At 55.1% G+C, this 13,360-nt stretch carries 11 protein-coding genes; 6 read left to right on the top strand and 5 right to left on the bottom strand.

Features of this window, described 5'->3' with window-relative positions; translation table 11 throughout:
- Positions 1-10: 10 nt before the first annotated feature.
- Positions 11-403, top strand: coding sequence for a glycine cleavage system protein GcvH (gene gcvH / locus Q9245_RS14955; RefSeq protein WP_305897931.1), 393 nt, complete (start codon positions 11-13; stop codon positions 401-403).
- Between the two features lie 186 nt (positions 404-589).
- Positions 590-1,786, top strand: coding sequence for a class I SAM-dependent rRNA methyltransferase (locus tag Q9245_RS14950; RefSeq protein WP_305897930.1), 1,197 nt, complete (start codon positions 590-592; stop codon positions 1,784-1,786).
- Positions 1,787-1,939: 153 nt separating this feature from the next.
- Here the strand turns inward: Q9245_RS14950 and Q9245_RS14945 are convergent, their stop codons facing one another.
- Positions 1,940-2,596: an HAD family phosphatase gene (locus Q9245_RS14945; RefSeq protein WP_247064827.1), complete on the bottom strand. Its 657-nt coding sequence runs from the start codon at positions 2,594-2,596 to the stop codon at positions 1,940-1,942.
- Between the two features lie 182 nt (positions 2,597-2,778).
- Between Q9245_RS14945 and Q9245_RS14940 the strand changes: the two genes are divergently transcribed.
- The 3 genes from Q9245_RS14940 (at position 2,779) to Q9245_RS14930 (ending at position 6,952) form a co-directional block, all read left to right on the top strand.
- Entirely contained in the window at positions 2,779-3,309 is a 531-nt protein-coding gene (locus tag Q9245_RS14940) for an RNA pyrophosphohydrolase (RefSeq protein WP_114335856.1), read from the top strand.
- A 12-nt stretch (positions 3,310-3,321) separates the two neighbouring features.
- Complete coding sequence (gene ptsP, locus Q9245_RS14935; RefSeq protein ID WP_305897929.1) at positions 3,322-5,619, top strand: phosphoenolpyruvate--protein phosphotransferase; 2,298 nt, start codon at positions 3,322-3,324, stop codon at positions 5,617-5,619.
- A gap of 91 nt (positions 5,620-5,710) precedes the next feature.
- On the top strand, positions 5,711-6,952 hold the full coding sequence (locus Q9245_RS14930; RefSeq protein WP_305897928.1) for a patatin-like phospholipase family protein: 1,242 nt from the start codon (positions 5,711-5,713) through the stop codon (positions 6,950-6,952).
- A gap of 82 nt (positions 6,953-7,034) precedes the next feature.
- On the opposite strand, the gene hslU is transcribed toward Q9245_RS14930, so the two are convergent.
- From hslU to argS, 4 genes are all read right to left on the bottom strand, one after another.
- Positions 7,035-8,363 (bottom strand): ATP-dependent protease ATPase subunit HslU, encoded by a 1,329-nt coding sequence (gene hslU, locus Q9245_RS14925; protein WP_305897927.1) that lies wholly within the window; start codon positions 8,361-8,363, stop codon positions 7,035-7,037.
- Between the two features lie 11 nt (positions 8,364-8,374).
- A complete protein-coding gene (gene hslV / locus Q9245_RS14920) occupies positions 8,375-8,905 on the bottom strand; it encodes an ATP-dependent protease subunit HslV (protein ID WP_305897926.1) in 531 nt (176 codons plus the stop codon).
- 62 nt (positions 8,906-8,967) lie between these two features.
- Complete coding sequence (locus Q9245_RS14915; RefSeq protein ID WP_305897925.1) at positions 8,968-9,615, bottom strand: SPOR domain-containing protein; 648 nt, start codon at positions 9,613-9,615, stop codon at positions 8,968-8,970.
- Between the two features lie 7 nt (positions 9,616-9,622).
- Positions 9,623-11,308 carry an arginine--tRNA ligase gene (argS, locus tag Q9245_RS14910; protein WP_305897924.1) on the bottom strand — a complete coding sequence of 562 codons (1,686 nt, stop codon included), beginning with the start codon at positions 11,306-11,308 and terminating at the stop codon, positions 9,623-9,625.
- Between the two features lie 212 nt (positions 11,309-11,520).
- Here argS and Q9245_RS14905 point away from each other — a divergent pair, with 212 nt between their 5' ends.
- Entirely contained in the window at positions 11,521-13,347 is a 1,827-nt protein-coding gene (locus Q9245_RS14905) for a hypothetical protein (RefSeq protein ID WP_305897923.1), read from the top strand.
- The last annotated feature ends 13 nt before the right edge of the window (positions 13,348-13,360 follow it).

Raw genomic sequence — 13,360 nt, 5'->3', positions numbered from 1 at the left:
CACACAAATTATGAGCAATATCCCTGCGGATCTTAAGTATATCGATACGCACCAGTGGGTGCGGGTTGAGGCTGATGGTACGGCGACTGTTGGTATCACGGATTTCGCCCAGGAGCAGTTGGGTGATGTGGTTTTTATCGAAGTGCCGGAAGTGGGTGCTACGGTTAACGGTGGTGAGGAAGCGGGTGTTGCGGAGTCGGTGAAGTCGGCTTCGGATGTGTTTAGCCCGGTGACTGGTGAGGTTCTTGAGGTGAATGAGAAGCTTGAGGACGAGCCCGAGATTGTCAACGATGATCCTTATGGTGAAGGCTGGATGTTCAAGGTTAAGCTGGCGGATGAAGGCGAGCTCGATGGCTTGATGGATCCTGAGGCTTACGCTGAGCACGTGGCTTCAGAAGGCTAAGTTGCTTGCCTAGTGCGGGCATGGCGCCGGGGAAGGTTTCCAAAACACGCTGTGAATACTTCCCTGTACGCTCTGCTCCGCCATCCATGGCTCCGCAAGGTTTTGGAAACCTTCCCCGGCGCCACGCTCGGACCGTGTGCTGGCCGCACAAAATTCCCTCGCCCCAATTTTTCAGGTGACTAATTAATGGATTTCCCGATTCTGTACCTGCGCAAAGGCGCAGAACGCCGTCTCCGTGCTGGCCACTTGTGGGTTTACAGTAACGAGGTGGACATCAAGCGCAGCCCGTTAACGGAATTCGAAGCCGGGGCTCAGGCTCAGTTGCGGGCATCGAACGACAAGCCGCTGGGTACGGTATTTGTGAACCCCCATGCGTTGATTTGTGGGCGTTTGATCAGTCGGGAGCCTGCTCACGGTATGACCCCCAAGCGCTTGACGGACCGGATGGAGGCGGCGCTTTCGTTGAGGGATCGGTTGTTTGATAAGCCGTTTTACCGCTGGGTGTTTGGTGACAGCGATGGCCTATCTGGTTTGGTGGTGGATCGTTTTGATGACGTTGTGGTGGTGCAGATTTCCACGGCGGGCATGGAGCTGATGAAAGACGCTATTGTGCGTGCGGTTCAGCGTTTGGCGCATCCTCGTGTGGTGGTGCTGAAGAACGATGGCAAGATGCGCAAGGTGGAAGGGCTTTCCAGCTATGTGGAATTTGCTCATGGCCCCGAGACAGACGTTCTGCGGGTGGAAGAGAACGGCGCGCAGTTTGAGGTACCGTTGGCTGGCGGACAGAAGACGGGATGGTTTTACGATCACCGGATGAATCGTCAGCGGCTGCAGGCCTATGCGCCGGGTAAGCGGGTGTTGGATGTGTTTAGTTACGTGGGGGGCTGGGGTATTCAGGCCGCAGTTGCCGGTGCTTCTCAAGTAACTTGTGTGGATGCGTCATCGTCCGCGGTGGATTCAGTGCATCACAATGCCAAGCTGAACGGGCTGGATAATGTGGATACCATTGAAGGCGATGCCTTTGACGCCTTGAAAGCGCTGGCGGACGAGAAAGAGAAGTTCGACATCGTGGTACTGGATCCACCCGCGCTGATTCCGCGCCGTCGTGATCAAAAAGCCGGTGAACAGGCTTATGCCCGGTTGAATCAGCTGGGGTTGCGATTACTTGAGCGGGATGGGCTGCTGGTGTCTGCGTCTTGTTCCATGCATTTGTCGCAGGAAAAGCTGATCGACATCATCCGCGGCAGCGGCCGTAAGATTGACCGTTTCGTTCAGTTGCTGGAGCAAGGTCATCAGGCGCCGGATCATCCGGTTGTGCCCGGTATTCCTGAAACGGATTACATCAAATCTTGCTTCGTGCGGTCACTGACCGGTTTTCTGTAAAGGTAGTCAGCTACTGCACAAAGTAGGTCATCGGTGGGACACCCTTCCGGGATCGACAAAATCAGGGATGATTTTGTCGAGCTTACATGGATGTATTCACAGCGTATCCCGGAAGGGTGTCCCATCGATGACCGGCGAACAGATGCCGGAGTATCAGTCCCGAAGCGACATCACCGGCCAGCCACTCTCAACAGCCAGTTTCTCCAATGTAGGGTCTGGGTCCACAGCCACTGGGTTCTGCACCAGTTTCAGCAACGGCACATCATTGTGGGAGTCGCTGTAAAACCACGCGCCGTCCAACGTTTCATTGAAGGCCTCTAGCCAGTCGTTCAGGCGCACCACTTTGCCGTCCTGAAAGCTCGGTGTTCCTGCCACTTCGCCGGTAAACCGCCCGTTCACCAACTCCGGTTCGGTCGCAATCAGGTAATCCACCCCCAAAAGCTCCGCAATCGGCTCGGTGATAAATCGGTTGGTGGCAGTAATGATCATCAGCGTGTGCCCCTGAGCGCGGTGATCGGCCAACAACTTGGCGGCTTTCTCCAGCATCATCGGCTGCACTTTCTTCGCCATAAACGTTTCGCGCCAGGATTCGAGCTCTTCCATGCTGTGGGTGGACAGCGGTTGCAGAGCAAAGCGCTGGTATTCGAAAACGTCCAGCTCGCCATTCAGGTACTCCTGATAGAAGCGATCGTTTGCCTGGCGGTATACCTCTGGGTCTACCAACCCTTCCTCCACCAGAAACTCGCCCCACGCGTGGTCGCTGTCGCCGGCCAGCAGAGTGTTGTCCAAATCAAAAATTGCGAGCGTCAAGCCGCGTCCTCCCATTGTCACAGGCTTTTAAGCGAAGCTGACAGTCTAGCACGGCTCTGACAAGCTGTACTGCTCGCAGCAGCGTTTGCTGAACCATTGGGTTTCTGTAAGAATGAGAGCAACTTGGACAAATTTCGTCGGTTGGAAAAGCAACCGACCACCGACTTTACGAGGACTGTGCCGTGATCGACTCAGACGGTTTCAGACCCAACGTCGGAATCATTCTGGCCAACCACAGGGGCGAAGTACTCTGGGCAAGGCGAATAGGGCAGGACTCCTGGCAATTTCCGCAAGGCGGTATTAACCCGAATGAGTCTCCTGAAGAGGCCTTGTACCGGGAGCTGGAAGAGGAAATTGGCCTGAGTGCCAATGATGTGGAGATCATCACATGCACACGAGGGTGGCTAAGATACCGGCTGCCCAGGAGGATGGTACGCCACAACTCGCACCCCGTATGTGTGGGGCAAAAACAGAAATGGTTCCTGCTGCGGATGTTGTCACCAGATGCGCATGTTCGCGTGGATGGTACAGATTCACCTGAATTCGACGGTTGGCAGTGGGTGAGCTACTGGTATCCGTTAGGACAAGTGATATCGTTTAAACGAGAAGTGTACAGGCGCGCGCTGAGAGAACTGGCCCCCAGACTGTTTCACAACATGGAACAGTGGCAAAAAGGAGAGTCAAACCGGCGTTTGAAGGAACACCAAAAATGATGGATTAGCCCCATGCTCGGCATCTTGCGAAGTATTGTACAAGAGGTAAACAGCGCCCGTGATCTGAACGAGGCACTCGATATCATTGTCTCGCGAGTGCAGAAAGCCATGGGAACCGAAGTCTGTTCGGTGTACCTGCTGGATCCCGCCTCAAACCGCTACATACTCATGGCCACCGAAGGTCTCTATAAAGATGCGGTGGGCCATGTCAGCCTGGCTCATTCCGAAGGTCTTGTCGGGCTTGTCGGCTCCCGCGAGGAGCCCATCAACCTCGAAGATGCACCTTCCCACCCGCGTTATCGTTACTTCCCGGAAACCGGCGAAGAACGCTTCAGCTCGTTTCTCGGGGTGCCCATCATTCACCACCGCGCGGTATTGGGCGTTCTGGTGGTTCAGCAGCGGGAAAACTCCCGCTGCTTTGATGAAGGCGAAGAAGCCTTTCTGGTAACGATCTCGGCTCAGTTGGCCGGGGTTATCGCCCACAGCGAAGCCACAGGCGCCATCAGCGGCCTGTCGTTAACCGGTGAAGAAGCCCACGACGTGTGCTTTAACGGGGTGCCCGGTGCGCCGGGTGTCGCAATCGGTACGGGCACGGTGGTATACCCCTCAGCCGATCTGGATGTGGTTCCCGAGAAGCCCGCCGAGGATATTGATCGTGAGCTGGAATTGTTCTGGAGCGCGGTTCAAGCGGTCAAAGAAGATATCCAGCGTGTGGCCAACCGGTTGGCTTCGCAGCTTCGGCCCGAAGAGCAGGCACTGTTTGATGTTTACTTGCGCATGCTGGATGAAAGCGCACTTCCCGGCGAAGTGGTCAGCAAAATTCAGGAAGGCATTTGGGCGCAGGGTGCCCTGAAGCAAGTGATCCAGCAGTACATCCGTCATTTTGAAATGATGGATGATTTGTACCTGCAGGAACGGGTGGTGGATATCCGCGATCTGGGGCGCCGTTTGTTGTCGCACATGCAGGAAGGCGAACAAAAACATCTGGAATACCCCGAACGCACCGTATTGGTGAGCGAAGAGCTGACCCCTGCGATGCTGGGCGAAGTGCCGAAAGGGCAATTAGTGGGCCTGGTGTCGGTCAAAGGCTCCAGTAACTCCCACGTTGCCATCTTGGCGCGGGCGATGGGCGTGCCGACCGTTATGGGGTTGGTGGATATCCCCGTCAACCAGCTGGGTGGTCGTGAGCTGGTGGTCGACGGTTTCGAAGGGCAAATCTTCGCCTCGCCCTCTGCCGACCTTCGGGCGTTTTATCAGGCAATTTGCGAAGAAGAAGACGAGTTGTTCCGCGGGCTGGAAGAGCTACGGGATAAGCCCTGTGAAACCCTGGATGGCCACCGGGTGCCTTTACTGGTGAATACCGGGCTGATGACCGATGTCGTGCGTTCTCTGTCCCACGGCGCCGAAGGCATCGGTCTGTACCGCACCGAAGTGCCGTTCATGATCAAAGACCGCTTCCCCTCCGAGCAAGAGCAGCGGGAATACTATCGCGAGCAGCTGGAAGCCTTTGCTCCGAATCCTGTGACGATGCGAACTTTGGATATCGGCGGTGACAAAGCACTGACGTATTTCCCGATCCAGGAAGAAAACCCGTTTCTGGGTTGGCGCGGCATTCGGGTGACGCTGGATCACCCGGAAATCTTCTTGTTGCAGGTTCGGGCGATGCTCAAGGCCAGCGAAGGCTTGAATAACCTGCAAATCATGTTGCCGATGATCAGTAACGTCTCCGAGGTGGAGGAATCGCTGCACCTGATCTACCGGGTTTATCACGAGGTCCGCGAAGAAGGCTACGATGTCCACATGCCCAAAGTGGGCGTGATGATCGAAGTGCCGGGGGCGGTGTATCAGATTCGTGAGCTGGCCGATCGTGTGGATTTCGTGTCGGTGGGCTCCAACGATCTCACGCAATACCTGCTGGCGGTCGATCGAAATAACCCGCGGGTTGCCCAGTTGTATCATTCTTATCATCCAGCGGTTCTGCAGGCCTTGGTGCGTATTGCACAAGACACCCATGCCGTGGGCAAACCGGTCGGTATCTGCGGCGAGCTGGCCGGTGATCCGGGCGGAGCCTTGTTGCTGATGGCCATGGGGTATGACTCGCTGTCGATGAACGCGGCCAGCTTGCCGAAAGTGAAATCGGTGATCCGCAGCGTGGATCGTGAGTGGGCGGTTCAGTTGCTGCAAGACGTTCTGTTGCTGGATTCGCCTCACGTGATCAAGAGTTGTGTGGATCTGGCACTGAGAAACGCAGGTTTCGGCCGATACCTTCGCCCCGTTAAGACACCGGTGTGCGAGCCGGCCGCGCTTTAAGCCGTGTTTTCGTGGTTAGTGTGTTTACTCTAAAATCAATTGGTAGCTTAGTGCTGTTAATCTGACCTGTAGTACCTACAAAGGATAGTTGATGACAGACGCGACCGAACTCAAGCCAACACCAAAAATAGGCCTTGCCCTGGGCGGCGGAGGGCCGTTGGGTGGTATTTATGAGATCGGCGCATTGCGGGCGCTCGACGAGGCGCTTGATGGTCTCAACTTCAATGAGCTGAACGTCTACGTTGGTGTAAGCTCCGGCTCGTTTGTGGCCTCCCACTTGGCCAACCAGGTAACCACCGCGCAGTTGTGCCGGATTTTTGTGCGCAACGAGGCCGAGGTGCACCCTTTCCACCCCGATGTGTTCTACCGCCCTGCGTTTCGCGAGATTGGCAGTCGTTTGCTGGCGGTGCCCAAACTGCTAAGTACGGCGGTCAGCCGGTTTATCAACAACCCCTACGATCAAAGCTTGCTGGAAGCCCTGACCATTCTGGCTCAGGCCGCACCGGCCGGGTTGTTTGATAACGAAGGGCTGCACGATTACCTGCGCCGCGCGTTTACCATGCTCGGCCGCACCAACGATTTCCGGCAACTCAAGCGCAGTTTGTACGTTGTAGCAGCGGATGTGGAAAGCTCCGACGCCGTATGCTTTGGTGCACCCGGCTTTGACCACGTACCCATTTCGAAGGCGGTTCAGGCCAGCACCTCCTCCCCGGGTTTGTATGTGCCGGTCGAGATTGATGGCCGCTATTATGTGGACGGCACGCTTCGGAAGGGCTTGCATGCGTCTGTTGCGTTTGAGGATGGGGCGGATCTGGTCTTTGCCGTTAACCCGCAGGTGCCCATTGATGCCAGTGCGGCCGTGCGTGCCGGGTCGTTGAAAGCCGGTGATCTGACGCATTCCGGTATGCCGAATATGTTGTCCCAGACCTTCCGCACCATGGTGTATTCAAGAATGCAGTCGGGGATTGCCCAATACGCCAGAGACTATCCGGATAAAGACATTCTGCTGTTTGAGCCCACGCGGGACGACGCCAAACTGTTCTTCTCCAACGTGTTCAGCTTCCAGAGTCGCCGTATGGTATGCGAGCACGCCTACCAGATGACCCGTCGCGATCTTCTGAATCGTGCGGATGAGCTGGAGCCGAAGCTGGCGCAATACGGCATCAAGCTGCGCCGGGACCGGCTGGAAGACGAACAACGTACCATCAGCACCAGTCTGTACGGTGAACTGCTGCCGCTGTATGTGGCCAAAGGCCGGAAAAAACAGGCGCAGAAAGGTCGCTTGGCCAGTGGGTTGAGTAACGTGACGCACCTGTTCTCCAAGGCGCAGTAATGCGATAAGCCGACGAGCTAGCCGATAAAAAAAGCCCGGATAACAACTGTCATCCGGGCTTTTTGCTTTAAGGCTTAGGCGGTTACAGGATGAACCGGCTCAAATCCTCATCTTCGGCGAGCTCGCCCAGTTTTTCATTAACGTACGCAGCCGTTACTTCAAAACCGTCAGTCACCTGATCGCCGGCTTCGAACGACAAGCTTTCCAGCAAACGCTCGAGTACGGTGTGCAGGCGGCGGGCACCAATGTTTTCGGTGGTTTCGTTCACCTTGCAGGCAATTTCTGCAATTCGGGCGATGGCATCTTCTGCAAAGTTCAGCTTCACGCCTTCGGTACCCATCAGTGCTTCGTACTGTTGCACCAGAGAGGCATCCGGCTCAGTCAGAATCCGCTTGAAGTCATCCGGCGTCAGCGCCTGCAGCTCAACCCGAATCGGCAAACGTCCCTGAAGCTCGGGGATCAAATCAGACGGCTTGGACAGGTGGAAGGCACCCGAGGCGATGAACAGAATGTGATCGGTCCGTACCGCGCCGTATTTGGTGCTCACGGTGCTGCCTTCAATGAGGGGCAGCAGGTCACGCTGAACGCCTTCACGGGAAACGTCTGACGAGGTGTTTTCGGACCGCTTGGCCACTTTGTCGATCTCGTCCAGGAACACGATGCCGTTCTGCTCAACGGCCAGCAGAGCCTTTTGTTTGATCTCTTCCTCGTTCACCAGCTTGGCAGCTTCTTCTTCCTTCACCCGCTTCATGGCGTCGGCCACTTTCATCTTGCGGGTTTTGCGCTTGTCCGAGGCCATGTTCGAGAACATGCTTTGCAGCTGGTTGGTCATTTCTTCCATGCCCGGCGGCGCCATGATTTCAACGCCGGCGCCGCTGCTGCTCAGATCAATGTCGATTTCCTTGTCGTCCAGATCGCCTTCGCGAAGTTTCTTGCGGAACATCTGGCGGCTGGCGGAATCGTTGTCGCGGGCGCTGTCTTCGTTGAAATCGCGCGCAGGCGGCAGCAGGGCATCCAGAATGCGATCTTCGGCGGCATCCAGTGCCTGATTCTCGTGGCGCTTCATCTCCTTCTCTCGGAGCATCTTAACGGCCATATCCGCCAGATCACGGATGATGGATTCCACGTCGCGGCCCACATAACCCACTTCGGTAAACTTGGTGGCTTCTACCTTCAGGAAGGGCGCGTCGGCCAGCTTCGCCAAGCGGCGAGCGATTTCGGTTTTACCGACACCGGTGGGGCCGATCATCAAAATGTTCTTCGGGGTGATCTCATCGCGCAGGCTGCTGTCCAGCTGCATCCGGCGCCAACGATTACGCAAGGCGATGGCGACGGCGCGCTTGGCCTCTTGCTGGCCCACGATGTGTTTGTTCAGTTCGTGAACGATTTCACGGGGAGTCATTGCAGACATGGTCGCTCCGGTCAGTCTTTGATGGGCAGCACTTCCAGAGTGCGGTTCTGGTTGGTGTAGATGCAGATGTCTCCTGCAATTTCCAGAGCCTTCTCGGCAATTTCGTGCGCACTCAGATCGGTGTTTTCAAGCAACGCGCGGGCAGAAGCCTGAGCAAAAGGGCCGCCGGAACCGATGGCAATCAAGCCTTGCTCCGGCTCAATCACATCGCCATTACCGGTAATGATTAAAGAGGCGGTTTTGTCGGCTACGGCCAGTAGGGCTTCCAGCTTGCGCAGGGCACGGTCGGAACGCCAGTCTTTGGCGAGCTCCACGGCCGCTCGGGTCAGGTTGCCCTGATGCTTTTCCAGCTGGGCTTCGAAGCGCTCGAAAAGGGTGAAGGCATCGGCGGTGCCACCGGCGAATCCAGCAATCACCTGGCCGTTATACAGCGTGCGTACTTTGCGGGCATTGCCTTTCATGACGGTGTTGCCCAGTGAAACCTGGCCATCACCTCCCATGGCGACTTCGTCGTCACGGCGGACGGAAACAATCGTAGTCATTTTGGCTCCAGTTGCCTGATGAAGATTGGTATTCAGACGTTATGGAGGCGCTTGAAGTGAATTCAACCTTTCTTGGGAATCTTTCGAACCAGAGGCTGAATATTTATGGCCACCAGCTTATCCACAGCGGAGTTCATCTGGCTTCGTGAGGTGAAGGGGCCCACGTTCACGCGGTACCACTCGCTGCCGTTGTCCTGAACCACGTGCTGCACGTGCGCGCGTAGGCCTTGGAAGGCGATTTGGGCGCGCTGGCGCTCGGCATCTTGCTTGCTGCGGAACGAGCCAGACTGAACCACGTAATCGTAGGCCTGTTTGGCAGGGCCGGGGGTGTATTCTTCAACCTTGGGCGGAACCACTTCGGATTCTGGCAACATTTCGTAGAACCGGAAGTCGCGCTCCTTGCGGGCGGTTTGCGTCGGTGGCTGCTTCTGAGGCGCTTGGGGTTGTGTCTGTTGTGCCTGCGAGGGCGACGACTGTTGAACCTCCTGCCCCGTAGGCAGGGTGTTCAAGTACACAATGAAGCCCATAAAGCCGCCCACAGCGGCCAGAGATAAAATCCACTTCACAGATAAGCCACCCTGTTGGGAGTGCGAAGGTGCACTGCGTTTCGGCTTGGCCGCAGACTTATTGCCTGACTGGGCATTGCGCTTTCGGGGCGCAGCAGCACCTTTGCCGGAAGGGCGGTCTTTCTTGGCATAATCTCTGGCCATGAGCTGCTTACATCTCCTCAGGGGCGCTTACGCCCAGCAGGCCTAAGCCGTTCTCGATCACCTGGCGCACGGCCAGGTATAAGCTCACTCGTGCATCACGCAGTGCGGTGTCTTCAATCAGCACTTTGTGCGCGTTGTAGTAGGTGTGGAACTGGCCGGCCAGGTCGCGCAAATAGTGCGTCAAATGATGCGGTTCACGCTGAGCCGCGGAGTTGGCAATTAGTTCCGGGTATTTCGCCAACTGGTTTGCCAGCTCTTTTTCTTCATCCAGCTTCAGCAGGCTCAAGTCACCCACGCATTCGGTGCGACCGCGCTGAACGCCTTCGGCTTCCAGCTTGCGCAACACGCTGCAGATCCGAGCGTGGGCATACTGAATGTAATACACCGGGTTTTCATTGGTCTGAGAGCGGGCCAGGTCAATATCGAAGGTCAACTGGGAGTCTACCCGGCGCGCCGCCAGGAAGAAGCGGGTGGCATCGCGGCCCACTTCGTCGATCAAATCACGCACGGTGACGTAGCTACCGGCACGTTTGGATATTTTCACTTCCTGCCCGGAACGGGTAACCATCACCATCTGGTGCAGAACGTAATCCGGCCAGCCCTGAGGGATGTCGGCTTTCAGTGCCTGCAAACCCGCGCGAACCCGCGTCACGGTGGAGTGGTGATCCGCACCTTGCTCATTGATCACGGTGGTAAAGCCACGCTGCCACTTGTCCAGGTGATAGGCCACGTCTGGCAGGAAGTAGGTGTAGCCACCGTCTTTCTTGCGCATCACCCGGTCTTTATCGTCGCCGAACTCGGTGGTTTTCAGCCACATGGCACCTTCGTGCTCATAGGTGTAGCCGTTGGCTTTGAGGCGCTCAACGGTGGCTTCTACTTTGCCATCGTCGTACAGGGAGGATTCCAGGAAATACACATCGAACTGAACGCCGAAGGCTTTCAGGTCCAGATCCTGTTCCCGGCGCAGGTAGGCAACGGCAAATTCGCGAATCGCCGCCTGGTCATCGGGGTCCGCTTTAGCCGTAACTTCACGGTCGTCCGCGATCACGGTTTCACCGGCCAGGTAGGCATTGGCCACATCAACAATGTAATCACCCCGGTAACCGTCTTCTGGCCAGCTTTCGTGCTCGGGTGTCAGGCCCTTCACCCGGGACTGAACCGACAGTGCCAGGTTGTTGATCTGAGCACCGGCATCGTTGTAATAAAACTCGCGGGTAACATCGTAACCGTTGGCTTCCAACAGACGGCACAGGCAGTCTCCGATCGCCGCGCCACGGCCGTGACCCACGTGCAGCGGGCCGGTGGGGTTGGCGGAAACAAACTCCACCTGAACCTTTTCACCCTTGCCGTTGTTATTACGGCCAAACTGCTCCGCTTCATCCAGAATCGTGTTCACAATCCCGAACGCGCTGGCGGTGCTCATGAAAAAGTTGATAAACCCGGGCCCGGCAATCTCTACCTTGGCAACCGCATCGCTTTCCGGCAGCGCAGCGATCAACGCTTCAGCCAGTTTTCGCGGAGGGCAGCCAGCGGCTTTGGAAGCCACCAAAGCAATATTACAGGCGTAATCCCCGTGGGATTTGTCCTTGGTATTGCCAACTTGCGGAGTGAAGGTTTGATCAGCCGGCAACGTGCCTTCGGATTGAAGGGTGGCCAGTGCAGACTGGAGAAGCTCGGATACGGTCTCTTTCATGCGTCAGACGACTCGGTTTTCAGAAGAGTGGGTGTCAGGGCAGGGCGCCCGTTGAAAATAGAAGAGGCGTATTATCGCGGAAAGTTGGAGTGTAAGCAAAAAGCCCGGCGGTTAGGCCAAGCCGTTTACCTTATGTGTGGACGGCTTAGCTGACAATCCCTCTGGAAGGGCCTATAATACTGTACATCCAGACAGTATAGGCGCTTCCAAAAATGGGAAAGAAATCTTTCCAAAATCGACCGCCCAGAATTCCCTTCCCTGTTGAAGATATCCAGGCTAATGGATGCCGAAATCCGACGTGTGAAAACTTTTTGACGCTCAGTTCTATCAAAAATTCTGATGGATCTGGCGAAGGGTTGGAAGAGGCATTTCAGCGTGGTGGAGGCTCCTATCGGATCTCAGGAACCGGTAAAAATACTGCCTCTCTCGTTTGTGAAATCTGCACAGAGCGAAAAAAGCAAGGTGAGGACATCACCGTTGTCTCCACGACTCTGAAAAGCAATCAAGCTGTTTATGAAGAGCTTTCGAGGATCTCCGGCTATCTGAATGAGAACCCGCTTAAATGCCCAAATCAGGCTTGTGATAGCAACATAGGCAAAAAGCCAATATCAGTCAATAAAAATGGCAGGACAAGCAGCGGAAATCAGCGCTACCAATGCAACCATTGCGGGAAAAATTTCTCAGCAAAGCCAAAATCAAGACGGCAGGAGAAGCCCCATCTCAACAAGCTCCTATTCAAGCTTTTGGTCAACAAGGAACCCATTCGACGCATAGCCGAGCTTCTGGATCTTTCTGAAAAGGCTGTTTACGGGAAAATTCGGTTCATCCACAGACAATGCCTGGATTTTGCAAGAAGCCGGGAGAGGAAGCTTGAGAGGATGAATTTCAAGCGCCTTTACCTATCTACGGACAGACAGATCCTGATGACTAACTGGTCTCACCGTGACGACAAGCGAAACTCAGATCTTTATGGGATTGCTACAGCCTGCCTGAATTCCAGCTATGTGTTTGCTTTCAACTTCAACTACGACGGCTCTGTAGACGCATATGAGGCCGAAAGAGATGCTATTGAGTCTGGTGACTACGATAGAGCGAAACATCACCGCAAGCATGCCAGAATTTGGCTTGCCAGAGAGTTTGATGAAGCCGTTAAGAATCGACCTCCGAAAGAGAAACTGCCTTTTGCGGGAAATCTCAGGGACGAAATCAAAATAAAGTCTTTCATCGACCAAAAATTCAATCTCTCAGACTCATCGGAAAACATCGACGCTACCAAACAGCTTCCTGTCCGTGGGGCCTTAGTCCATAACGAATATACGATGATGGCCCACTTTTTCTTGCTCAAGCGCCTTTTCGCAAGTACTGAAAAAACTCGCTTCTTCTTGGATTTGGATAGCGGTATGAAGACCGCCTATATCTCAGCTTTCCGTGAGGAAATTGCCGAAGATCGCTCTGATGGGTTTCTAGTCCGGACATCAAAGAATAAAACCAATGATGAGAAAGAAAAGCTTGTTGCGCAGTTCCGCAAAATGGTCTCGGTTATCTCAGGGATCCCTGTGAGGCAGCTGACCTTCAAGGATCTGATGGAGGTGACGAACAACATCATCGCTGAGCGCCTCAAGAAGCCTATTAAAATCCCGAACTCACCTGAGTGGTGGATAGAGCACCCATGGGTTTCAAAAGCTGAGCCAGAGAAGATGGTGGCCGCTGTCACGGATCTTTCCAAGTACGACACGATGCACCAGGCGAACCTGTACCGGATGGTCACTCTCGCCCCTGTAGACAGGTTCTTTATGAATATCCGTAGGATGTCCATGTATTTCGAGAGACCGTTTCAGTCTGGAACAGGAATGGGAAGAATCTGGCATGGCTATTCAGCATACAACCCTGAGATGTACACCATCGTTGGCGACATATTCAGGATTCATTACAACTATTGCAGTCGATCAACTCGGAAAATTACGCCAGCGATGAAGCTGGGACTCGCCAAGACACCAATTCCGGAGGAGAAAATTCTGTATTACAGGAAATACCAATAGAATCGGTGGAGCG

This window comes from Marinobacter sp. MDS2, from assembly GCF_030718085.1.
GTDB lineage: Bacteria > Pseudomonadota > Gammaproteobacteria > Pseudomonadales > Oleiphilaceae > Marinobacter.
This window is presented reverse-complemented; position numbering and strand designations above follow the sequence as displayed.

Bases quoted from the DNA above. Each gene is read 5' to 3' on its own strand.
- gcvH (WP_305897931.1), top strand. From the start codon at position 11: ATGAGCAATATCCCTGCGGATCTTAAGTATATCGATACGCACCAGTGG.
- Q9245_RS14950 (WP_305897930.1), top strand. From the start codon at position 590: ATGGATTTCCCGATTCTGTACCTGCGCAAAGGCGCAGAACGCCGTCTC.
- ptsP (WP_305897929.1), top strand. From the start codon at position 3,322: ATGCTCGGCATCTTGCGAAGTATTGTACAAGAGGTAAACAGCGCCCGT.
- Q9245_RS14930 (WP_305897928.1), top strand. From the start codon at position 5,711: ATGACAGACGCGACCGAACTCAAGCCAACACCAAAAATAGGCCTTGCC.
- hslU (WP_305897927.1), bottom strand. From the start codon at position 8,363: ATGTCTGCAATGACTCCCCGTGAAATCGTTCACGAACTGAACAAACAC.
- hslV (WP_305897926.1), bottom strand. From the start codon at position 8,905: ATGACTACGATTGTTTCCGTCCGCCGTGACGACGAAGTCGCCATGGGA.
- Q9245_RS14915 (WP_305897925.1), bottom strand. From the start codon at position 9,615: ATGGCCAGAGATTATGCCAAGAAAGACCGCCCTTCCGGCAAAGGTGCT.
- argS (WP_305897924.1), bottom strand. From the start codon at position 11,308: ATGAAAGAGACCGTATCCGAGCTTCTCCAGTCTGCACTGGCCACCCTT.
- Q9245_RS14905 (WP_305897923.1), top strand. From the start codon at position 11,521: ATGGGAAAGAAATCTTTCCAAAATCGACCGCCCAGAATTCCCTTCCCT.